21 protein-coding genes are annotated in these 22,149 nt (G+C 60.9%); 10 read left to right on the forward strand and 11 right to left on the reverse strand.

Features of this window, described 5'->3' with window-relative positions; genetic code table 11:
* Nucleotides 1–7: 7 nt before the first annotated feature.
* The 3 genes from GMET_RS12620 to GMET_RS12630 all read left to right on the forward strand — a co-directional run bounded on the left by GMET_RS12620 (nucleotide 8) and on the right by GMET_RS12630 (nucleotide 2,440).
* Nucleotides 8–1,171, forward strand: a complete 1,164-nt coding sequence (locus GMET_RS12620) for a dihydrolipoamide acetyltransferase family protein (protein WP_004514775.1) — start codon at nucleotides 8–10, stop codon at nucleotides 1,169–1,171.
* A gap of 193 nt (nucleotides 1,172–1,364) precedes the next feature.
* On the forward strand, nucleotides 1,365–1,931 hold the full coding sequence (locus GMET_RS12625; protein WP_004514774.1) for a PEP-CTERM sorting domain-containing protein: 567 nt from the start codon (nucleotides 1,365–1,367) through the stop codon (nucleotides 1,929–1,931).
* Between the two features lie 287 nt (nucleotides 1,932–2,218).
* Nucleotides 2,219–2,440 carry a hypothetical protein gene (locus tag GMET_RS12630; RefSeq protein WP_004514773.1) on the forward strand — a complete coding sequence of 74 codons (222 nt, stop codon included), beginning with the start codon at nucleotides 2,219–2,221 and terminating at the stop codon, nucleotides 2,438–2,440.
* Between the two features lie 240 nt (nucleotides 2,441–2,680).
* Here the strand turns inward: GMET_RS12630 and GMET_RS12635 are convergent, their stop codons facing one another.
* Complete coding sequence (locus GMET_RS12635) at nucleotides 2,681–3,904, reverse strand: ISL3-like element ISGme5 family transposase (protein WP_011365652.1); 1,224 nt, start codon at nucleotides 3,902–3,904, stop codon at nucleotides 2,681–2,683.
* 62 nt (nucleotides 3,905–3,966) lie between these two features.
* On the opposite strand from GMET_RS12635, the gene GMET_RS12640 reads away from it, so the two are divergent.
* Together GMET_RS12640 and GMET_RS12645 are read left to right on the forward strand one after the other, a co-directional pair.
* On the forward strand, nucleotides 3,967–4,293 hold the full coding sequence (locus GMET_RS12640) for a hypothetical protein (protein WP_049756808.1): 327 nt from the start codon (nucleotides 3,967–3,969) through the stop codon (nucleotides 4,291–4,293).
* Nucleotides 4,294–4,295: 2 nt separating this feature from the next.
* The gene (locus tag GMET_RS12645) at nucleotides 4,296–4,862 is read left to right on the forward strand and encodes a hemerythrin domain-containing protein (RefSeq protein WP_004514812.1); all 567 of its coding nucleotides are present in this window, start codon (nucleotides 4,296–4,298) and stop codon (nucleotides 4,860–4,862) included.
* Nucleotides 4,863–4,933: 71 nt separating this feature from the next.
* On the opposite strand, the gene GMET_RS18855 is transcribed toward GMET_RS12645, so the two are convergent.
* From GMET_RS18855 to GMET_RS12665, 5 genes are all read right to left on the reverse strand, one after another.
* Nucleotides 4,934–5,107 (reverse strand): hypothetical protein, encoded by a 174-nt coding sequence (locus GMET_RS18855; protein WP_004514535.1) that lies wholly within the window; start codon nucleotides 5,105–5,107, stop codon nucleotides 4,934–4,936.
* 111 nt (nucleotides 5,108–5,218) lie between these two features.
* On the reverse strand, nucleotides 5,219–6,463 hold the full coding sequence (locus GMET_RS12650) for a TolC family protein (RefSeq protein WP_238378925.1): 1,245 nt from the start codon (nucleotides 6,461–6,463) through the stop codon (nucleotides 5,219–5,221).
* 119 nt (nucleotides 6,464–6,582) lie between these two features.
* The gene (locus GMET_RS12655; RefSeq protein ID WP_004514533.1) at nucleotides 6,583–9,708 is read right to left on the reverse strand and encodes an efflux RND transporter permease subunit; all 3,126 of its coding nucleotides are present in this window, start codon (nucleotides 9,706–9,708) and stop codon (nucleotides 6,583–6,585) included.
* A 3-nt stretch (nucleotides 9,709–9,711) separates the two neighbouring features.
* Complete coding sequence (locus GMET_RS12660; RefSeq protein WP_011366066.1) at nucleotides 9,712–10,860, reverse strand: efflux RND transporter periplasmic adaptor subunit; 1,149 nt, start codon at nucleotides 10,858–10,860, stop codon at nucleotides 9,712–9,714.
* 242 nt (nucleotides 10,861–11,102) lie between these two features.
* A complete protein-coding gene (locus GMET_RS12665; RefSeq protein ID WP_315971699.1) occupies nucleotides 11,103–12,407 on the reverse strand; it encodes a nitrite/sulfite reductase in 1,305 nt (434 codons plus the stop codon).
* Nucleotides 12,408–12,621: 214 nt separating this feature from the next.
* Here GMET_RS12665 and fusA point away from each other — a divergent pair, with 214 nt between their 5' ends.
* From fusA to GMET_RS12690, 5 genes are all read left to right on the forward strand, one after another.
* Nucleotides 12,622–14,688: an elongation factor G gene (gene fusA / locus GMET_RS12670; protein WP_004514530.1), complete on the forward strand. Its 2,067-nt coding sequence runs from the start codon at nucleotides 12,622–12,624 to the stop codon at nucleotides 14,686–14,688.
* 113 nt (nucleotides 14,689–14,801) lie between these two features.
* Nucleotides 14,802–15,239, forward strand: a complete 438-nt coding sequence (gene mscL / locus GMET_RS12675; RefSeq protein WP_004514529.1) for a large conductance mechanosensitive channel protein MscL — start codon at nucleotides 14,802–14,804, stop codon at nucleotides 15,237–15,239.
* Nucleotides 15,240–15,373: 134 nt separating this feature from the next.
* On the forward strand, nucleotides 15,374–15,742 hold the full coding sequence (locus GMET_RS12680) for a PilZ domain-containing protein (protein ID WP_004514528.1): 369 nt from the start codon (nucleotides 15,374–15,376) through the stop codon (nucleotides 15,740–15,742).
* A gap of 107 nt (nucleotides 15,743–15,849) precedes the next feature.
* On the forward strand, nucleotides 15,850–17,484 hold the full coding sequence (locus tag GMET_RS12685) for an ABC-F family ATP-binding cassette domain-containing protein (protein ID WP_004514527.1): 1,635 nt from the start codon (nucleotides 15,850–15,852) through the stop codon (nucleotides 17,482–17,484).
* Between the two features lie 130 nt (nucleotides 17,485–17,614).
* Entirely contained in the window at nucleotides 17,615–17,803 is a 189-nt protein-coding gene (locus tag GMET_RS12690) for a hypothetical protein (RefSeq protein WP_004514526.1), read from the forward strand.
* 128 nt (nucleotides 17,804–17,931) lie between these two features.
* Here GMET_RS12690 and GMET_RS12695 read toward each other — a convergent pair whose 3' ends face one another.
* The 5 genes from GMET_RS12695 to GMET_RS12715 all read right to left on the reverse strand — a co-directional run bounded on the left by GMET_RS12695 (nucleotide 17,932) and on the right by GMET_RS12715 (nucleotide 22,112).
* The gene (locus GMET_RS12695; RefSeq protein ID WP_004514525.1) at nucleotides 17,932–18,447 is read right to left on the reverse strand and encodes a thermonuclease family protein; all 516 of its coding nucleotides are present in this window, start codon (nucleotides 18,445–18,447) and stop codon (nucleotides 17,932–17,934) included.
* 146 nt (nucleotides 18,448–18,593) lie between these two features.
* Nucleotides 18,594–18,839, reverse strand: coding sequence for a hypothetical protein (locus GMET_RS12700; protein WP_004514524.1), 246 nt, complete (start codon nucleotides 18,837–18,839; stop codon nucleotides 18,594–18,596).
* Between the two features lie 223 nt (nucleotides 18,840–19,062).
* Nucleotides 19,063–19,170 carry an RCKP-type rubredoxin-like domain-containing protein gene (locus tag GMET_RS12705; protein WP_004514523.1) on the reverse strand — a complete coding sequence of 36 codons (108 nt, stop codon included), beginning with the start codon at nucleotides 19,168–19,170 and terminating at the stop codon, nucleotides 19,063–19,065.
* Nucleotides 19,170–20,609 carry a M16 family metallopeptidase gene (locus GMET_RS12710; protein WP_004514522.1) on the reverse strand — a complete coding sequence of 480 codons (1,440 nt, stop codon included), beginning with the start codon at nucleotides 20,607–20,609 and terminating at the stop codon, nucleotides 19,170–19,172. The genes GMET_RS12705 and GMET_RS12710 overlap by 1 nt, the downstream gene beginning before the upstream one ends.
* Before the next feature lie 18 nt (nucleotides 20,610–20,627).
* Complete coding sequence (locus tag GMET_RS12715) at nucleotides 20,628–22,112, reverse strand: M16 family metallopeptidase (RefSeq protein ID WP_004514521.1); 1,485 nt, start codon at nucleotides 22,110–22,112, stop codon at nucleotides 20,628–20,630.
* Nucleotides 22,113–22,149: the final 37 nt, after the last annotated feature.

Genomic DNA, 22,149 nt, shown 5'->3' on the forward strand with positions numbered 1-22,149 from the left:
GCGACCCATGCCCTTTGACTTCAAACTCCCCGATCTCGGTGAAGGGATCACCGAAGCCGAGCTGAGAAAGTGGCTCGTGAAGGAAGGCGACACCGTTCGCGAGCACCAGCCCGTGGCCGAGGTGGAAACCGACAAGGCGGTGGTGGAGGTTCCCTCTCCCCGGGGCGGGCGGGTCGGCCGGCTGGCACGGCGCGAGGGGGAGACGGTGGCGGTGGGCGCGACGCTCTTCACCATCGAGGAGGAGGGTGAAGCCCCGCCGGAGCGACCCAAATCAGTAGGAATCGTGGGGGAGCTCCCCGAGGCGGAGGAGGCGCGCGAGGTCATCGCCACCCCCCTGGTAAGGAAACTGGCCCGGGAGCGGGGTATCGACCTGGCCACGGTCAGGGGAAGCGGCCCCCGGGGAAGCATCACCCCCGATGACCTGGAGAAAGTCTCAGCTCCGGTTGCCCAGCCCGCGGAGAGTTTCGGCCCCGTGGAACTGGTCCCCCTGCGGGGGGTGCGCCGCGCCGTGGCCCGCAACGTCATGGCCTCCCAGCGGAACACCGCCTTCGTCACCGGCATGGAGGAAGCTGACATCACCGAGCTCTGGGAGCTGCGCCGCCGCGAACTGGGGGCCGTTGAAACCCGGGGCGCCCACCTCACCTTCCTCCCCTTCTTCATCAAGGCGGTCCAGCACGCACTTCGGGAGCACCCCTACCTGAACGCAGCCATCGACGACACGGCCGAGACCATCATACTCAAGCGCCACTACCACTTCGGCATCGCCGTGGAAACCCCCGACGGCCTCATGGTGCCGGTCATCCGCGACGTGGACCGGAAAAGCATCATCGAACTGGCGGCCGAAATCCAGGGACTGGGCTCCAAGGCCCGGAAACGGACCATCTCCCTCGACGAGTTGAAGGGAAGCACCTTCACCCTCACCAACTACGGCCACTTCGGCGGCGTCTTTGCAACCCCCATCATCAACTGGCCCGACGTGGCCATCCTCGGCTTCGGTCGCATCGGCGAACGCCCCTGGATTCACAAGGGGCAGATCGCCATCCGCAGAATCCTCCCCCTTTCCCTCACCTTCGACCACCGGGTCACGGACGGGGCCGACGCGGCCCAGTTCCTCCTCAAGGTGGTCGCCTACCTGGAAGACCCGGCACTTCTTTTCATCGAAAGCACCTGATGGTTTTTTCGCGTTAAAGTACTCGACAATACTGTCGAAACTTTTTACACAATTTTCCATTTCTCGATGACTGTGCCAACGAACCGTTGTCATATCGGGATGTTATCTATTGGCACGTCACTTGATAGAGAAGAGGTATCAACCGACCGCCGCGCCGCGGCACATCCCTTGGTATTCAGTTCACGGAGAAACCATGAAACGCCTGATCGCCCTGCTGCTTCTCGTCGCCGCCCTTGCCTTCGCCCCCCACGCAGAGGCGTTCTCCCTCTCCCTCGAACCACCTTCGCAGACCATCGCGGTGGGAGACACGGCAACCTTTGCGCTCAGGGTTACGGATCTTGCCGATCCCATTTTATTCTATACCCTTGATGTGCTTTTCGATGCGAGCGTGCTCGCCTTCCAGGGGGCGATTTTCACCAACGCCTTGGGTAATCCGTCTGATTCCATGGTGGACACGAGCCTTGTGGACACCGGTCTTTTGGGTCTGGTGGGGACTTCCGCCACCGGTTCGTTGACCGGCGACTTCGATCTGGCCTACCTCACCTTCTCAGGCATTACTGCCGGAACCTCCGACCTGATCATCGGTTCCAACACTTTTTTCGGTATTGACCCGAACACCGGCGGTGACATCCCCCTCAACGTGGATTCGCTCTTCGATAGCCGGGCAACCGTGGTAAACGCCGTCCCTGAACCGGGCACCCTGATCCTCCTGGGCGCCGGCCTGACCGGGCTGGCTGTCTGGCGGCGCAGGCACCCCTGAGAAGGAACACTGGCTCCTCCCTTTTTGGCTTTTCCCTCTCTCGCATCAAGTTTTTTCCAGGCATGACTGACCGCCGCTCCAACCGGGGCGGCGGCACCCCATTTTTCCCCTTGCAGGGTAATCATCGCGGTATCCAGCCCGTGCCCTGAGCCTCTCCGCTCCATCAATCTCTCCGTTTTCCGTTTCTTTTACTCCCCCCCGTCAATCGCCGTTTTTTTGATTCACATCATAATTTTTTCGACAAAATCAGTATACGGTAAGACCATCACGAACGAGGGAGGCGAATAATGGAACTGAAAAATGATCTCGGCACAACGGCCATCCAGGACGTCATCGCGAAATACCCTGCAATCGGCGAGATCCTGCAGCGCTACGACATCGGCTGCGTCACCTGTAAGGTGGGCATCTGCCTTCTGAAGGACGTGGTTTCCATCCACGGCCTCTCCAAAGAGGATGAGTCCCGGATCGAGCAGGAAATCAACGACTTCCTGACCCGGAAAGCGGCATAAACGATAGAGAAAAATCCCCAACGGCCCATACACAACACACACGAAAAGGAGAACTCAATCATGGCAAATCTCGGTTGCGGCTGCCCCGGCAGCATGGCTCGCGTCATCGAAAGAGAAGAAACATCAGCCACCGAAACCACCGTCAAGCCCAGGTCGGAGCTTCGCCAGTGGCCGGTACAGCTTCACCTGGTGCCGCCGTCGGCCCCCTACTTCCGCAACGCCGACATCCTCATTTCGGGTTCATCCGGGAATTCCGGGGAAAGCGGCCCTGATCTTGAGAAAGAAGTATTCGTGATCCCGGAAGCCGTAGGCCATTCTTTTGATCACCTTGATCTTGTTATTGATGCCTTCGAGGATTCCGGTGTGAAGGGGCCAGAGGCAGTGATTGAGGATTCCTTGGAGATAGCCCTTTAGCCGGCGGGCAAACAGGATGAGTGGCGGTATTCCACTCTCCATCGCCCTTTGGTGCCACTGCTCCCAGAATAGTCCCGCCTCTTCAATGCAGGTAAACTTCCACAGTTGCTTCAGATCGTCTTTGAGCAGGTAGACCGTAAGGAGGCTGCGGTTTGCCTCCAACAGTTCCTGGAGGCGAAGCATGTCGTCGCCCTTGACGTTCTCGCTGTTTCGTAGCAGCAACCACCGCGATGTTTTGACTACCTTCCGTGCCTTCTTGTCTTCCTTCAGGCGGTTTGCCTCATCGACTCGCACCCTGTCGATCACTTCCCTGCCATACTTCGCCACCACATGGAACAGGTCGTAGACTATGTCTGCCTGGGGCGAGTGCTGCTTGATTTCCTCCTCATATGATGCGTTCATATCCATCACGACCGCTTTGAGCCGTTTACAGCCATGTGGGCCAAGCTGCGTGAAGAAAGGACGGATACTCTCGCGACTCCTGCCTTTGCCGATCCATAAGACTTCCTTACGGTATGGCTCGATGATAACCGTCGCATAGCGGTGCCCCTTGTGAAGGGCGAACTCATCCATCCCGAGAACTTCGATGTTTGAGAGGTCGACGGTGCCGACCCGCTCTGTGAGTGAGCGCTTGTCGATTTCCTTCACCTGGTCCCAAGAAAGCCCCAGATACTGCGCCACGTGCTTCACAGACACGACACCACACAGTCGCGCTACGCTCTCTGCAAGCCTGCGCGTCACGCGGGCGTATTTCGCCAGCCATGACAGACGCTCCAGCGTTGGCCCACACTGAGGGCACAGCAGCCTGCGGCGGTGAACGATCAGATAAGTCTGAGCATCGAGAATCGGCAAATCTCGAATTACGCGCTTGGTCGTTTCATGGACGCTTGTGCAACGCCCACCGCACGAGCCACACACCATCTCATCCTGGGACAGGGCAATCAGTTCTACCTCGATCCGTTTGGCATCACTTGTGACGATAGTGCGTGCCCCAGCAACACGATATCCTTCCCACCCTCCCGCAATTGCGATAACATCGGAATACGACAACGGCAGCCTCCTGCGATCTTTTTTGGTTGGGGAACCATCAAGATACCGCAGTGCTGCCGTTGTTGTTTATTAATCTTCCCCGGAATTCCCTGAAGAACCTCATTTCGGCGGACTGCGTGGCCTTCGCCCTCGGCTCCTTCCACCAGGACCTGCTGAAGGACAAGGCCCTGGCCATCGCCTGCCCCAAGCTGGACGAGTCCGGCACGTACGTGGAAAAACTTGCCACCATCTTCCGCGACAACGACGTGAAGAGCATCACCGTCGCCATCATGGAAGTCCCCTGCTGCCGCGGCCTCGATCTCATGGTGCAGCAAGCCCTGGCCAAATCGGGAAGGGATATCCCCGTCGAAACGCTCATCATCGGGATTGACGGCGAACGGAGGAACTGACCATGAAACGGGACATCACCCAGGCCCTGGTGGAGGAGCACCGGCTGATCCTCCGGATGCTGGCCCTCCTGGAGCGTAACGCTCCCCTCACCGCGGCGGGGCGATACACCAACTTCCAGTTTTTTCGGGATGCGGTGGATTTCATCCGGAGTTACGCCGACCGGTTCCACCACGCCAAGGAAGAGGAGATCCTCTTCGAGGCCCTCATAACCAACGGCATGCCCCGGGAGAACAGCCCCGTGGCGGCCATGCTCATGGAGCACGACCAAGGGCGGGCCTACGTGAAGGCCATGGAAGAGGCGGCCCTGGCCGCCGAGGGAGGCGATACCTCCCGCACCGGCGCCCTGGCCGAGAATGCCCGTGCCTACCTGACCCTGCTCCGGGAGCATATCGACAAGGAGGACACCATCCTCTACCCCCTGGCCGAGCGGGTCATTCCGGAGGGACTGCGCGAGGGGATCGTCGGCGGCTACGAAGCGGCGGAAGCCCGCACGCCGGCAGGCTTTGCGGAGCACTACCTGCACCTGGTGGAGCAGTATGAGGCGGAGGCAACCGCCAAGGCCGCCTGAGCAGACAACTGTATCGGCAGCACACAAAAAAAGCCCGGTTTCCCGGGCTTTTTTCTTTGCAGGCTATCTCACTAGTCACCGAACGTATGCGCCTCCGGAAGCTGCACCGGATCGCAGACATCGGCTGGGTCATGGGCTTTTACTCCGCACTTGCTGCAGGAAACGGTCGCATTGGCCGACAGGGAACTGATGGTTCTCGTATCCTCGATCGTGCAGAGCTTATCATGCGCTATTCCGTGTCTCATGGTTCACACCTCCTTTGAGGTGAAGGCTAACCAGCTGTCCTGATATCATTAAAGCACAGTTCAAGATAATTTCAAATCGGAAACACAAAAGAAACACCGGCTCTCAAACGTTCAGAGACTTCCCTCCCCCAGCACCCCCATGACCCGCTCCAGATTAACCCGGGCCACGAGATAGTCGCGCCGTGCCCGGGCCAGGTTCCCCCGGGCCTGACGCAGGTTCAGTTCGGCGTCGTCCACCTCCAGCCGAATCTTGACCCCCAGCTCGAATCCCTTTTCGGCCATCTGCAGAAGGCGCTCCGCCTGGACCACCGTACCGGACAGGGCCTTGACAATCTCCTCGGACTCGCGAACAGCATTGACCGCATCGCGGATTTCCAGGGCAACCGACTCCAGGAGTTTAGCCTCGTCGATCTGCATGCTTCGCCGTTCGCTCTCGGCCTGGGCCACCTTGCCCCGGGTCTTGAGGCCATCGAACAGGGGAAAACTCAACTGAAGGCCCACGGTCCATATCTGGCCGCTCCCGGAACCGTCCCCCACCTCCAGGTGCCGCCATCCGTATTTCCCCGTCAGGTCCAGACGCGGCTTGTCGTCGGCGTCAGCCACCTTCACCAGTTCACCGGCAATGGCGAGGCGATGCTTGATCTCCTTCAGCTCGGGACGTTTATCCCGGGCCACTGCGAGGGCTTTGTCGTAGGAGGGATAGGTAGTCAGCACAGTCTCCAGCGAGCCGGTCACATCCACCTCACCCTCCAGGGCCAGGAGGAAGGAGAGCCGGTCCCGGGCCACGCGGACACTGTTGCCGGCCCGGATCACGTCGGGCATGGCATTTTGCACCGCAACATCCGCTGCCAGGACGTCGTAATCGGTGGCCACGCCGGCCGCATACCTGCGCTGGGCCTCATCCTGGTGCCGCACCTTCTGCGCAAGATTCTGGGAAGCAATGGCGTGCTGCTCCCTGGCAAGAAGGATATTGTAAAAGGCCACCGACACATCGCGCCAGGCATCCTGCCGCGCCCTGCGAAACTGCTCGTCGGCGGTGGCAAACCCCTTCTCTGCCGCCCGGATTGCAGCCCCCACCTTCCCCCAGGTGTAGAGAGCCTGAGAGAGACCGAGTTCGGCGCCATAGATATCCTGGCGCACCGGCATGAATCCGTCCGCATAGGCATTGAGGCTCTCGTCGTGCTGGGTGACAGCCTGTCCGGTGATCGTCAGATGGGGAAGGGCAGCAGACCGTTCCTCCACATAGCGCCCCCTCACCTGGTTGTGGAATTCCTTTGCCTTGAGGATGTCGCGGTTACGCTCCGCAGCCACCTCCAGGGCCTGATCGAGGGTGAGGACACGATGCTCGGCGGCCATACTGATACCATGCAAAAGCCAAATAACACAGAGCAACGGAGCAACGGAGAAAATCCTCAATTTATTCTCGAGCGCCCTGTAAATGCCACTCTTCCCGGTATCATCAAAGCGTTGGTCAGTCATGAAATGCCTGTCCCTCCGTTACTCCGTTGCTCCTCACCCCGCCACTTTCGCCTGAGCCACAGCGCCAGGTCGTCCATGTAGGTGTACATGACCGGCACGACGATGAGGGTGAGGAGCGACGAGGTGATGAGCCCGCCGATAACGGCACGGGCCATGGGAGCACGCCCCTCGCCGCCAGCGCCGATACCAAGAAAGAGCGGCAGCATGCCGAAGATCATGGCCAGGGTGGTCATGACGATGGGGCGGAGTCTCGTCCGCCCCGCCTCGATAATCGCCTCCCGGCGCGGGAGGCCATCCCGCCGCCGGAGAACCTTCGCGTAGTCCACCAACAGAATGGCGTTCTTGGTGACAAGTCCCATGAGCATGATGAGGCCGATGAGCACCATGATATTGATGGTGTCGCCGGTCAGTTTCAGCATGCCGGCCATGCCGACGATGGAGAGCGGCAGCGACAGCATGATTGCCAGGGGCTCGAAGAACGACTCGAACTGGGCGGCCAGAATAAGGAAGACGAATACCACGGCCAGCATGAGCGATTCTCCCATGTAGCCGAAGGATTCGGCCATATCCTCGGCCTCGCCGGAGAAGTTGATGCTGTACCCCGGCTCCATGGTGATCTTCTTCGAAACCCCTTCCACCTTCTTCACCGCCGTGCCGATGGGGAGCCGGTCCAGGTTCGCCGACACCGTCACAAGACGCGACTGGTCGCGGCGGTTCACCTCGGTGGGGGTGGCGGCGACGGTTTCGGTGCTGACGCTCGCCAGAGGTATCAGCTTGGTGCCGCCCGCGCCGTCAGGCACCGAGATCTTCAAATCCCGCACTTGGGCCGGATTCTCGCGCAGCCCCTCGGGAAGCCGGACCCGAACGTCCACGGCATCGCCGTCCTCGTCCTCGTAGGTAGTGACCGCCTCCCCCCCCACGAGGCGGGAAAGGGACATGACAACGTCGTTACTGGAGACGCCCGCAGAGAGGGCCTTCTCCCGGTCGACCCGGAGCCGGTACTCGGGGATGTCGTGCTCCAGGGTGGCGGAGATGTCGACGATCCCCGGGATGGTATACATCAGCTCCTTGAGCTGGGCCGCGTACTTCTTGAGGAGGGCGATATCGTCCCCTTTCAGGTCAACGTTCAGGGGTTTCGCCGTGCTCGCGATGACCCCCACCTTTTCGATGGAAAAGGTGATGCCGGCCACCTGCCGCAGCCGCTCGCGCACCAGGCGCTCTATCTCGAACTGGCTCCGATTGCGGGCCGATTTTTCCTTCAGCTTCATGTAGAGAAGCCCGTCGCGCACCGTGCCGCTGTCGCCGGCCCCGATGGTGGCATAGGAATGGTCGATCTCGGGAATGCCCTTCAGTGCCGCCAGCACCCGGTTAAGCCGATCCTCGGTTTCGGAGATGCTGGCCTCGGGGGCGGACTTGAACGAAACCTGGAACTCGCTCGTATCCTCGTCGACCATGAATGATGATTCCAGGGTCCCCATGAGGGCAAGCCCCAGGAAAAAGGTGATGCCAGCCGTGGCGACCACCGTTTTGCGGTGGTCTAGTGCCCAGGCGATGGCGAGGCGGTAGCGGTCGGCGCTCCGGTCGAACCAGTCGTTGAAGGTTTCGAGCCAGCGGGCAAGCCCCTTCCGTTTGCCGTGGGCATGGATTGCCGGGTCGTGCCAGCGGGAAGAGAGCATCGGATCCAGGGTGAAGGAGACGAAGAGCGACACCAGCACTGCGAAGGAAACCGTGATGCCGAAGGGGAAAAAGAAGCGCCCCACGATCCCCTTCATGAAAGCCACGGGCACAAAAACCGCAAGAATCGACATAGTCGTGGCGAAAACCGCCAGACCGATCTCGCTGGTGCCGAACCGCGAGGCCTCCATGTGGTCCTTCCCCATCTCCAGGTGCCGGACAATATTCTCCCGCACCACGATGGCATCGTCGATGAGGAGCCCGATGGCAAGGGAGAGCGCCATGAGGGTCATGACATTGAGGGTCATCCCCATGGCGTTCATGACAATGAAGGCGGAGATGACCGAGATGGGGAGCGTCACCCCGGTGATGACCGTGGAGCGCCAGGAGTTGATGAACAGGAAGACGATGATGATGGTGAGAATGCCGCCGACGACAAGGGTTTCCTCCACGTCGGCCAAAGATTGGCGGGTCATGATGGAGCCATCGCGCACCAGGGAGAGTTCGACCCCCGGCGGAAGCTCCCGCCGCACCTTCTCCATGGTCTTCCTGACGTTATCCACCACCTCCACCTGGTTGGCCCCCGACTGCTTGTAGATGTCGATACCGATGGCCGGCGCTCCGTTCACCAGGGCCAGGGTCCGCCGCTCCTCCACCCCGTCGGTGACGGTGGCCACTTCCCCCAGGGTTACGGGGCGCCCCCCCTTCTGGGCGATGACCATGGCGCGGTAGTCGGCCACGCGGTCCGGCTTTCCCTCGATGCGGAGGGGATACTCGACTCCTCCCCGGGTGATGCGGCCAAGGGGAGTGTTCACGTTCTCACTCTGAAGCCCCGCCACCACGTCGTTTACTCCGAGCCCCAGGGACTCCAGCCGCACCGGGTCCACGTGGACACTCACCTCGCGCTTGGCCCCTCCCACTACCTCCACCTTACCGACCCCGGCCACACCCTCGAAACGCTTTCTGATCCGCTTGTCCATGAGCGTTGTCAGCTCCCGCTGTGAGAGGCTTCCGGACTGGAGCGCCAGGGACACTACCGGCAGGGCGTTGAAATCGATCTTTTGGATAACGGGGTCTTCTATGCCGGTGGGAAGCTCTCCCCGCACGGAATTGATCTTGGCCCGGGCCTCCTGGGACACCTCATTGATCCGCTCCTCCAGCCGGAACTGGACCACCACCGTGGAGACGCTCTCCCGAGAATAGGAGAAGACGTGCTTCACCCCGGCAATCTGGTTCACCGCCTCCTCGATCCGCTTGGAGACCTCCCGTTCCACGGTCTCGGGGCTGGCGCCGGGATACTTGGTGACGATGGAGATGACCGGAAACTCCACATTGGGATACATCTCCACCGAGAGCCGCCGGTAGGAGAAGATGCCGAGGGTCACAAGCACCAGCATCATCACTGCGGCAAAGATGGGACGCTTGATGGAAAGATCGGAGAGGATCATCCGCTACTTCCTTCCACCGGCAACGGAAACCGTATCCCCGTCCTTGAGGTTGAAGCCTCCGCGGGCCACGATCTGCTCGCCGGCCCCTACCCCTTTCACGATCTCCACTGAATCGCCGCTGACGGCTCCGGTCTCCACCTGCCTGAGCTTCGCGGTGGTGCCGGCGACAATGAACAGGTTCCCCTTCCGGGCCGCCGTATCCCACGTGGTCAAGGCCCCACGGGGGACCTGAACCACCTTGGGCCGCTGGCCAGTGATAATCCGTCCCTTGGCGAAGAGCCCTCCCTTGAGGCGGTCTCCGTCATTTCTCACTTCGGCGATCACCCGCAGCGACCGGTCGGCAGAGGAGAGTTCCGGATTGATGTACATCACCCTGCCCATGAAGGTTTTCCCGGGGAGGGCGTCCACGGTGAACTCCAGCGGCTGTCCCACCTTGACCCGGGCCGAATCGGCCGAGGGAACGGTGACCGTCAGGTTAAGGACACGGTTGTCCACTATCCGGAATATGGGCTTGCTGGCGGCGGCGTCGCTTGCCAGATCCCCCACGTTCACATCCCGCAGGGCCACTACTCCATCGAGGGGAGAGACCACAAGCCCCTTTGCCTGCCGTGCCCGGGCCTGGCGCACCTCTTCCTGGGCCACCCGGATCTGGGCCTGGGCCGCCTCTATCCTGGCCTGAGCCGCGGCCGACTCGGTGCGGGCGTCGTCTACCCCCTGCTGAGTCGCGAGCCCCGATTCCTTCAGTTTGAGAATCCGGGTCAGCTCCCGCTCCGCCCGGTTTGCCCCCACCTGGGCCTGGGCCAAGCCGGCCCGGGCCGACTCCACCGACGCCTCAGCCCGCTTCACCATTGCCTCCGCCTCGGCCACGTCGATTCGGGCAAGGGGGGTCCCCTTGCGGACCCGCAGCCATTCAGTCACATAGACCTGCTTCACGAGCCCCGGAATCTGGGTCTTCACATCGGCATAGAACTTCGGTTCCAGGCTGCCGGTCACCTCGACCCCTTCCACCAGGTCCCGGGGGGCAACGGCAATGACCTCCACCGCCACCGGCGGTTTCACCGCCGGGGACTTCTTCGCTTCGTCTCCCTTGCAACCGGCAAGGGGAACCGCGAAAAGAAGCAAGGCATGCATGCATATTTTTGATACGTTCATCAGCTAACCCCTTCATCACTATCAGCAGTTAGTGCAGCCTAATCAATACGCAAGCATACACTGATACCGCACCGGATGTATAGTCCCGCCACTCTTACGGTCAATAAATTATCCCAATACAGAGGAAAGACCGTACCCAATGAACACAAAAAGGCCGGGAGAATTGAATCCCCCGGCCTTAGCCCTTACCGTGCTATTTCTGAATCCATCAGAGATTCAGGCTATTCCATTCCTTCACCACCTCACCCGATCTCTCGCACCGCCTCCAGAAGCTCGTCAATGCCGATACCATGACGGACTACAACGCCGAAGCCGTCGGTGCCGTAGCGGCGATAGAGATCGAAGAGGGGATGCCGCTCGCCCTGTTCGTCCTTGACACTTTTCACGGTGGCTATCCCCACGTCGGCCAGTTGGGGATGGGAGCAGGAGTTGGGGCAGCCGCAAATGGACCAGGAGAGGCGTTCCCCCGCCTCCCCCAGAGTACCGGCAAGCTCCCGGGCCACATCGCGGGTTGGCGAGAGACCCATCTTGCACTCGTGGTTGCCGGGGCAGATCCGGAAGCAAACCCTCTCCGCCGGAGAATCGCAGCCAAAGCCGGCCGCCGCCAGGGCCCGGGCCGCATCATCGCGTAGCGCCCCATCATCGAGGATAAACAGGACATTCTGTTCCCCTGTGACGACCATGTAGCCCCCTGCATACTGCCGTGCGATCTCCGCAAGGTCAACAAACCTCTTCGTCCCCAGTTCGCCGGCAAATATCCCCGCCGTGAGCCGCTCGGCCGCTCCCTCGCGAGGGGCAGACGTCAGGGGGGTGGCAAGCCCTGCGCCGAGGGAGAGAGGGGGAATCGCCGCGACACGCTCCCGAACGAGCTTCACGAACTCCTCACGACCTCGTTCCCGCACGAGATGCTTGAGCCGCTTCCCCTTGGGGGTCAATTCCCGGTACAGGGAAATGATCGCCTCGGCCAGGGGGATGAGGCGCTCTCCCGCAACTCCCTCTTCCAGGAGAAAGGATGCGTGGGGCTCCCGTCCGAGCCCTCCCGCGATCCAAACGTCATAGCTGCTGTTCCCATCGGCCCCTTCCCGAAGAATGACGGAAAGGTCCTGGATCAGGTGCCGCCCGTCACCGTAACCGGTGAATACGCCGATCTTGAACTTCTTGGGGAGCCCTTCGAACCGGGGGTTGTGGGTGAAATGCGCCAGAAGCCGGCGCGCCAGGAGTTGGGCAGCGCCATAGCCGGCATCGCCGGGCATGGCGCAGACCACGCCGCGCACCGCGCCGCCGCATGCTCCCCGCGTGGTCAGTCCCACCGATGCCAGCATCCGCCATGCTTCCGCCAGGTTTTCCTGTTTCAGCCAATGGAGCTCAATACTTCCCCGGGTAGTCAGATGAACCGAACCGCCGGCGAACCGGTCGGCGATCTCAGCCACCCTGAGGGCCTGTTCCGTGGAGATGATCCCTGCCGGAACCTTGATCCGGAGCATGAAATTGCCCGGTTGCCGTTGCTCGTACACCCCGTCTATCCGCACGCTTTGCGGGTCGAACATCATTGTCTACCTCTTTTGTCTTAAATTGTCACACCACGCAGGACATAATCTACACTTTTATCGTCCACAATACAACCAAAGATTGCCCATGAAATTATGGCAACTCAAAATATGCCCGAACACCAAATCACGTTCGGATTATGGTTATAACAATCCTTGCCTCGCCGCGCCGTTTCGCTATACTTGTCCGGAAATCCGCGCCATTGGAGGCCCAATGCAGCACCCGCCCCTCGACTCCATCCGCAACATCGGCATAATCTCCCACATCGACGCCGGCAAAACCACGGTCTCCGAGAGGATCCTCTTCTACACCGGAGAAACCCACAAAATAGGAGAGGTTCACGACGGTGAGGCAGTCATGGACTGGATGCCCCAGGAGCAGGAGCGGGGAATCACCATCACCTCCACCGCCACGGTCTGCCGTTGGGGTGCATGGTGGATCAACCTCATCGACACCCCCGGCCACATCGACTTCACCATCGAGGTGGAACGGAGCTTGCGCGCCCTCGACGGCGCCGTGGCCATCTTCAGTGCCGTGGAAGGGGTACAGCCCCAGAGCGAGTCGGTCTGGCGTCAGGCCGACCGCTACCAGGTTCCCCGCATCTGCTTCATCAACAAGATGGACCGGGTCGGCGCCGACTACCGGGAAACCCTCCGGCAGATGGAGGAGAAACTGGGCGCTAGGCCGGTACTCCTGCAGCTGCCGGTGGGAGTTGAGGCCTCCTTCGCCGGCGTTGTGGACCTCATCGCAGGAGAATTCCTCACCTTCAGCGAGGCCGACCAGGGAAGCACCGTGGAGCGCCACCCCATTCCCGCAGAGATCGCCGGTGAAGCCATGGCCGTGCGGGAAGAACTCATAGAGGCCGCCGCTGACTTCGATGACGCCATCCTCGCCGATTTCCTTGAAGGGACGGCGATCGCGGCGGAACGGATCCGCGCGGCGATCCGGAAAGGAACCATAGCGTGCCGGATCGTTCCGGTATTCCTGGGAACGGCCCTGCGCAACAGGGGGATCCAGCCCCTCCTCGATGCCGTGGCCGCCTACCTCCCCTCCCCCCGCGACATCCCTCCGGTAACCGGGCAACGCCCCGATGGCGAAGCCGTTGACTCCCTCCCCTGCGATCCGGCCGGCCCGCTGTGCGCCCTCGCCTTCAAGGTCCAGGCGGACGAAGGGAGAAAACTCACCTATCTCCGCATCTATTCGGGGACCGTGAAGGCGGGAGGAGCCCTCTGGAACAGCAACCGCGGCTGTTTCGAGAAGGCGGCGCGCCTCTTTAGGATGCACGCCCACAAGCGGGAGCCGATCGACGAAGCCCTGGCCGGAGACATCGTGGCCGCCATCGGCCTCAAGGAAGTGCTCACCGGCGACACCCTCTGCGATCCGGCCCACAAGGTGCTCCTCTCCGGCCTCACGGTGCCGGAGCCCGTGGTGGCCCTGGCCGTTGAGCCTAGAGGGGTCGACGACCGGGACAAGCTCCTTCCGGCCCTGGAAAAGCTCCAGTGGGAAGACCCCACCTTCCGGGTCCACGAGGACGAGGAGACCGGCCAGACGATCCTCACGGGAATGGGGGAACTGCACCTGGAGGTGGTCACCGACCGCCTGGGACGTGAGTTCGGCGTTCAGGTGAAGACCGGCCGTCCCCAGGTGGTTTACCGGGAAACCATCACCCGTCCGGCGGAACGCCAAGAGGTCTTCCGGACCGAGTTCGAGGGGAAGGTCCAGGGGGGAGAAGTGCACCTGCGGCTGGCCCCCCTTCACCGGGGAGAAGGGGTACGGATCGTGGTACCGCCGGCAGAGGTTCTCGGCATCACCAGGGAATTGCACACAGCGCTCACCGAAAGCCTCACCCGGGGGGCCTCCACCGGCTGCGTCACCGGCTACCCCCTCACCGACCTGGAGGTGCGGGTGATTACCGTGCCGGTGGAACAGGGCGTCACCACCGAGGGCGGGGTGCGGGCTGCCGCAGGCCGGGGACTCATGCGCGCAGCCCGTGACGGTGCGCCAACCCTCCTGGAACCCCTCATGGATCTGGAGATCATCACCCCCACCGAGTATGCCGGCAAGGTTCTCGGATCGGTCCAGCAGAAGCGGGGACGGGTAGAGGGAATCATCACCCAGGGGAACACCGAGGCGATCCGGGCACTCGTCCCCCTGGCCGAGATGTTCGGCTACATGACCGAGCTGCGGAGCGCCACCAAGGGGCGCGGCGGGTTCACCATGGAGTTCTCCCGCTTCGACCAGGCCCCCGCTTCAGTGCTCCAGCAATTCGGTCTGGCGTGAGTAGATGCAAAAAAATTAGTTAACCTGCTTTACTTGCAGGGAAACGGCTGATAGTATCTCATTAATAATTTTGCGGCAATACCAGCAACAATACGTCAACAAGGAGGTTAGCCATGGGAATGATGGAAGAGTTCAAGGAGTTCGCGGTCAAGGGGAATGTGGTTGACCTGGCGGTCGGTGTGATTATTGGTGGTGCGTTCGGCAAGATCGTCACGTCATTCGTCAGCGACATCGTCATGCCTCCCCTCGGGCTTATCATGGGGAAGGTGAACTTCACCGACCTGTTCATAAACCTTTCCGGCAAACCCTTCGACAGCCTCAAGGCCGCCAAGGATGCCGGAGCCCCGGTCATCAGCTACGGCGTCTTCATCAACACACTGATCGACTTCATTATCATCGCCTTCGTCATCTTCATGGTCATCAAGCAGATCAACCGTTTCAAGAAAGAGCCGGCACCCGCTCCACCCAACACCAAGGAGTGCCCCCACTGCCTGTCGGCCGTTCCCATCAAGGCCACCAAATGCGCTTTCTGCACTTCTGACATCAAGTAAGCTGCACGGTTTCATAGTTCAGCCCAAGGCGATGCTCCTCCGGAGGCATCGCCTTTTTTCATCTCTTCTGTTGCAAAGGCATCAACTGTGCATTACAACCATTCATGAAATGACATGTTCGTAGGGGGTGAGGGATGGATGTGACTGAGCAGAGGCATTTCCAGAGGGTACCATTCACCACGGAATCCACCATTGAATTTGGAGGGAAGCAGCACGGGGCCGAGGTGGTCGACATCTGCCTCAAAGGCGCGCTGCTCAAGCTTTCCGGGCCTCCGCAATGCAGGCGTGGCGATGCCTGTACCGTCTCCTTCGTCCTCGTCAACTCGGATATCGTCGTCCACTTCGAGGCAGAGGTTGCCCACCTCCGTGACCAGTTCCTCGGTGTCAAACTTCTGAAAATTGACATTGACTCCATGATCCACCTGCGCAATATCGTGGAGCTCAACACCGCCGATCCCGACCAGGTCCGCAAGGAACTCTCCTTTCTCTACCGCGAGGAATGATCCGGGTTTCCGTCACCCGCTTCCCCTCCTTGACGAAATTTAAGTTGCTCCCCCGGTGCTCCCGTGCTAACAGCTTCTCCTTTCCATTTCACGCACGGGAGCACCCCATGATTCACCTCTCGAACATCACCAAACAGCACGGCGCCCAAGTCCTGTTCCGGGACGCCAGCTTCCAGATCCTCCCTGGCACCCGCACCGGCCTGGTTGGCCCCAACGGCGCCGGCAAGACCACCATCTTCCGGATCATCACCGGCGAAGAAGAGGTGGACGCCGGCGAGATGACCTGCGCGAAGAAGACGACCGTCGGCTACTTCTCCCAGGACGTGGGGGAGATGGCGGGCCGTTCTGCCCTGGAGGAGGTCATGGCCGGCTCGGCGGAGACGGTCAGGCTCGCCGCCGAGCTAAAGGAGATGGAGGCGGCCATGTGCGAGCCCCAATCCGACGACGAAATGGCGGCGCTCCTGGAGCGCTACGGCGCGGCCCAGGAGGAGTTCGAGCACCGGGGAGGCTACGACCTCGACACCCGCGCCCAGACGGTTCTCACCGGCCTCGGCATCGGGCCGGACCGTTTCCATCACCCGGTGGAGTCCTTCAGCGGCGGGTGGAAGATGCGGATCGCCCTGGCGAAGATCCTTACCCTCAAGCCCGACGTCCTTCTCCTGGACGAGCCCACCAACCACCTGGACGTGGAGTCCATTATCTGGCTGGAGGAGTGGCTGGCCAACGACTTCGACGGGGCGCTCCTCATGACGAGCCACGATCGGGACTTCATGAACCGGATCGTGACCCGCATCATCGAGGTGGCCAACAGGACGGTCACCACCTACGGCGGCAACTACGATTTCTACGAGCGGGAGCGGGACATCCGGCGGGAGCAGCTCCTGGCAAGCCACAAGCGCCAGCAGGAGATGCTTGCCAAGGAGGAGGAATTCATCGCCCGGTTCGCCGCCCGTGCCTCCCACGCGGCCCAGGTGCAGTCACGGGTGAAGAAGCTGGAGAAGATCGAACGGATCGAGATCCCCGCCGAGGAGCGAATGGTCCGTTTCGAGTTCAGCGAGCCGCCGAGAAGCGGCGAGGACGTGGTAGTGATGGAGAATCTGGGGAAGGTCTGGCAGACCCCGGACGGGGGGGAGAAACCGGTCTTCGGCGGCGTTTCGGGCATCATCCGGCGGCTCAACAAGATCGCTGTGGTGGGGGTGAACGGCGCGGGGAAGTCTACCTTCCTCAAAGTCCTGGCGGGGCAGACCGAGCCCACGACCGGCACCGTGACCATCGGGGCCAACGTGGAGCTGGGCTACTTCAGCCAGCACGCCATGGAGGTTCTCGACCCGAAGAAGACCGTCTTCGAGACCGTGCAGGAGGCCATGCCCCTGGCGAACATCGGCGTCATCCGCAACCTCCTGGCGGCCTTCCTCTTTCAGGGGGATACCGTGGACAAGCGGGTCGAAAACCTCTCCGGCGGGGAGAAGAGCCGGGTGGTGCTGGCAACGCTCCTGGCCCGCCCCGTCAACTTCCTCGTTCTGGACGAGCCCACCAACCACCTGGACATCCGCTCCCGGGAGATCCTCCTGGACGCCCTCCGGAACTTCGCCGGCACCGTGGTCATCGTGAGCCACGACCGCCACTTCCTCCGCTCCCTGGTGGACCGGGTCTTCGAGGTGGATCACGGCGAGATGCGGGTCTACGAGGGGGATTACTCCTATTATCTTCGCAAGAGCCACGAGCTGCACGGCCTACCCTGATTCCCGCTGCACACCCATTCCGTCGCGGGCATGGTGATTGACATTCAGGTGGTAACTGTTACCGTTATCTACAGTCAAACCCTCGCAAAGGGAAGCATCCGAGAACCCTGACAGGTAACGGGAGGACAGTATGACGCATATCGAAACCACACGTGTTAATGAAGTGATCGGACTGCACATCGGCACCATTCAGGAGACCGCCCAGATGCTGAACGTGAACTGCGAGCTCCAGGAACTTGAGGCGCACATCGCCACGCTTGAACAGGCTATTGCCGATCTGAAAGAAAGTCTCACGGCGATACCCCATGGGAATCCGTGAGCCTACAAACGTCAAGGGCGACCTCACGGGCCGCCCCAAGAGCATTTCTGCTTTTCGAGTCACCACATCTATCGACAGTGGGATACTTCCTCGGCTTTCACCGCCCTCATCAGCGAAACCACAGATGCTCAGTGAATCTTCTGCTCAAACCTGAAGGACCAGGGGGGCTGGGGGTTTTCCTGCCTCCACAGCCCCAGGCGCGTTTTCCTCGCTTTATTCTCGGCGGAAACATACCGTGACGTGAAGGGCTCCCTGAGGCGTTGCCGGTAGGCCCAGGCCCACCCCTCTTCTATCATCTCGCGGTCGATATCCCGCCCCTCAGTTGTGAGCACGCCGATGACCAAAAGGTTCTTGTCCACATCGACCACATCAACGACGACCTTTTTCCCGGCAACCTTTTTCTCCAGAGCCTGCTTGGCTTCCGAACCGAAGGGTTGCCCCGGCCGCAACTTTCGACGAACTTCGGGAGCATCGATACCGAACAGCCGGACCTTTACGGTTCTTGCACCGGACAGCAGCAAGAGCGTGTCACCGTCCAGAACCTTGGCAACAGTCCCCTCAAGGGTCTTCGAGGGTGATGCGTACGAGAGGGAAGAGGCGGCAGTGAAAACTGCAAGGGCCAGGATGATCGTCACAATACGCATAAGTTACTCGCTGTGCAGGATTAATGATGCAACTGCCTGCGGTTGATAAATCTGTAACGCATGGAATCCATACATCGGGGACAAATCATCAAAGAAAAAAAGCCGCTCCCGAAGAAGCGGCTTTTTTTGTTCGGCTGAAAACGGAATTACTTCGCGGCAGGAGCTTCAGCAGGAGCAGCAGCCGGAGCTTCTTCCTTCTTCACGGCTTTCTTGGCTTTCTTGGCCTTCTTGTGCTTCTTGTGGGCCTTAGCCGGCTTCTTCTCTTCTTTCTTCACTTCGCCAGCGGCGGGAGCAACAGGAGCCTCAGTCTTGACGGGCTCGGCAGCGCAGACGATACCGGCGAAAGAAATGGCGACGAGAGCAGCGGTGATGGTGGAGAGAACTTTTTTCATTTTGTTGAATCCTCCTATTCCGGAATTTGGTGAATCTATCGTGGTAAAAGCATCTATCATGCCAGCATATCAACATTTACAACAAATTGATTTTACTACTATTTTTCACCTTGCCCAACCAGCATGACACTTAAAGGCAACCTTAAATTCTCCACACCGTACCTTATTTGAGGTATTTGCAAAAAAATCGAACGGAACGACCACATCGACCGCCCCTTCTCGACTATTCCTGCTTCTCAAAGTTCCCCTTTTCCTGGCATTGGGGACATTTCTGGGGCTTGCACCGCCCCTCCTTGGTAAAGCCGCAGGTGCTGCATTTCCAGGTTGCCATCACTTCGCTCCTTTCTCGGTTCCGTTTTCCAGCTTGATCTCCTCCACCGTGCCAAAGGTGGAGAGGGGCTTGTCGAAGGTCTTGTCGTCACCGGCCACGACAGTCACCATCCGGTCGGGCTTCAGGTATTTCCGCGCCACCCGGAGGACGTCGTCCTTCGTGACCTTGGCGATGTTGGCCCGGTAGTTCTCCAAATATCCCTCGGGGTAACCGTAAAATTCAATCCGCGCCCGTTGGGCCACCACGGCGTCGGTGCGGGCAAAGCCGAAGATGAAAGAATTGATGATGGAGTCCTTGGCCAGGGTCAGCTCGGCGTCGGTGACCGGCTCCTTCGTCATGCCGGCGATGATTGCGCGCATGAGGCCGATGGCCTTGGCGGTGGTTTCGCTCTTGGTTTCGGTCTCGGCCTCGAAGGTGCCGATGAAGCGTCTGCCGATGTCGAAGGAGGCGTGGACGTTGTAGGCAAGCCCCTCGTTGGAGCGGATCTCGGTCATGAGACGAGAGGTGAAGCCGCCCCCCAGGATGTAGTCCATGACCCGAATGGCATAGAGGTCGGGGTTGTTCTTGTCGATTCCCGGGTGCCCCATGCGGATGGCCGACTGGGGCACGGCCTTTCTGGCCAGGAGCACGACGGGCTTCACCTCCCTGGCCGGCTCTGGGACGGAGGGGAAGGCGATCTCCTCACGCTTCCACCCGGCAAAGGTCTTCTCCAGGAGGGCGATCATCTCCTTCTTGTCGAAGTCGCCGGCAACGGCGAGGATCACGTTATTGGGATGGAAATACTCCCTATGGAAGGCCACCATGTCATCGCGGGTGATGGCGGTGACCGTCTCGACGGTGGGGACCCGCCCCAGGGGGTGGTTGGGATAGACGGCCTTCTGGAACTCCCGGTCGGCGATCTCCTTGGAATCATCGTTCTGGCGGCGCAGGGCCTCGATGGTCCGCTTCTTGGCCAGGGCCACCCGGTCCTCGCTGAAGGCTGGGGCCATCATCACCTGGGCAAAAAGCTCCAGGGTCCGGGGAAGGTTCCGCTTGAGACAGGTCAGGGAGACGCCCCCCGAATCCGCGCCAATGCTCGACTCCACCCCCGAGGCCATGAACTCAAGCTCCGCGTCCAAGGCCGAGGGGGCAAGTTCCCTGGTGCCGCCGCTCCGCATGACCGCGCCGGTGAGGCCGGCGAGCCCCGTCTTGTCGGCCGGCTCGTAGATACTCCCCACGTTCACGTAGGCGGTGAGGCTCACCAGGGGAAGCTCCCGGTCGGGAAGCATATGGACGACCATGCCGTTATTCAGCACGACCCGCTCGGTCTTCGGCACCTCGAAAACAAGCGGCGGGAAAGTCATGGTGCGGGGATCGGCCTTCTTCGCCTCGGCCCCGAAGGCGACAACGGGCAGCAGCGCTACAAGAATGATGAGTGCAAATCGTTTCACGATGATCATGGATTGTCCCCGTTACCCTTAGTTCTCTGTCTTCTTGGTGATGAAGCCCACGATCCGGTTCTCCCGCGTGAAATACTTCCGCGCCACGCGGATCACGTCGTCGGGGGTCACCTTGGCCACCTTGCTCCGGTGCTCGATCAGGTAGCGCCAGGTGCCCGCCACCGCCTCGTACTCGGTGAGATTGCGGGCGAGTCCGCCGTTGGAAAGCATCTGGCGGCTCTCCTCGTACTCCAGCTTATTGAGGATTTGCTGCAGTTCCCGCTCGGTGATGGGCTCCTTCTTCAAGCGCTCCAGCTCTTCGTAGACGGAGGCCTCCACCTCGGCCACGGTGTGGGGGGCGCGGGTGGTGGCGGCGATGACAAAGAGGTTCGGATAGCGGTTCCCCGGCGCCGAGAAGCTGGAAACCTCGGTGGCCAGCTGCTTCTCGACGATGAGTTTCTTATAGAGACGGGAAGTGCGGCCGTCGGCCAGGACCATGTCGATGACGTCGAAGACATAGTCATCCGCGGCCGGGAGGCTCGGTTTGTGGAAGCCCATGAGGAGCTCAGGCTCGGAATCGGCAATAATCTCCACCCGCCGCTCCCCTTCCTGGCGGGGCTCTACCACCGCCACGGGAGGCACAGGGGTCCCCAGGGGGATGGTGCTGAAGTACTTCTCCACCAGGGCGATGGTCTTCTCGGGATCAATGTCCCCCACGACCGCCACGATGGCGTTGTTGGGCTTGTAGTACCTGGTGAGGAACTCCTCCGCCTTGGTCCGGGTCAGGTTCTCGATGTCGGACATCCAGCCGATGGTCGGCTGGCCGAAGGGGTGGGCGTGGTAGGAGGAGGCCACGAAGTTCTCCCAGAGCTTCGACCCCGGCTCGGTGTCGTAGGAGCGGCGTCGCTCCTCCATCACCACGTCCCGCTCCGTATAGAACTCACGAAGCACGGCATTCTGCATCCGGTCACTCTCGATGGCAGCCCAGAGCTCCAGCTTGTTGGCCGGCATGTTGATGAGGTAGGTGGTGCCGTCCTTGCTCGTGAAGGCGTTGTAGCCGGTGCCGCCGTTTCGGGCGTAGATCTCGGCGAACTCCTCCTTGATGACGTACTTGGCCGCCTCGGCCTCCAGTTCGTTGAGCTTCTTCTGCAGTTCGGCCACCCTGGCCGGATCGGCCTTGTCCCCCTTGGCCTTCTCCGCCACAAGGGGGAGGGCCGTCGCCTCGATCTTGTCCAGGAGCGGCTTCTCGGCAGCGTAATCCTTCGTACCGAGGGTCTTGGTCCCCTTGAAGAGCATGTGCTCCAGGAGGTGGGCAAGCCCCCGCTCATCGCTCCGCTCATCCACGCTCCCCACCCGGAAGCGGATCCAGGCGGCCACCGTGGGGGAGGTGTGGCGCTCCACCATGAGGAGCTTCATGCCGTTTCTCAGGGTATGCTCCCGCACCCGCTCCTCCAGGCCGGCCCCGAAGGCGGGCAGGGAGAAGAGCATCACCATGAAGCAGACAACAAATCGTACCGTTTTCATCAGCACCTCGTTTCGTTCCCTCTATTGAACCCGGATA

This window comes from Geobacter metallireducens GS-15, from assembly GCF_000012925.1.
Taxonomy (GTDB): Bacteria; Desulfobacterota; Desulfuromonadia; order Geobacterales; family Geobacteraceae; genus Geobacter; species Geobacter metallireducens.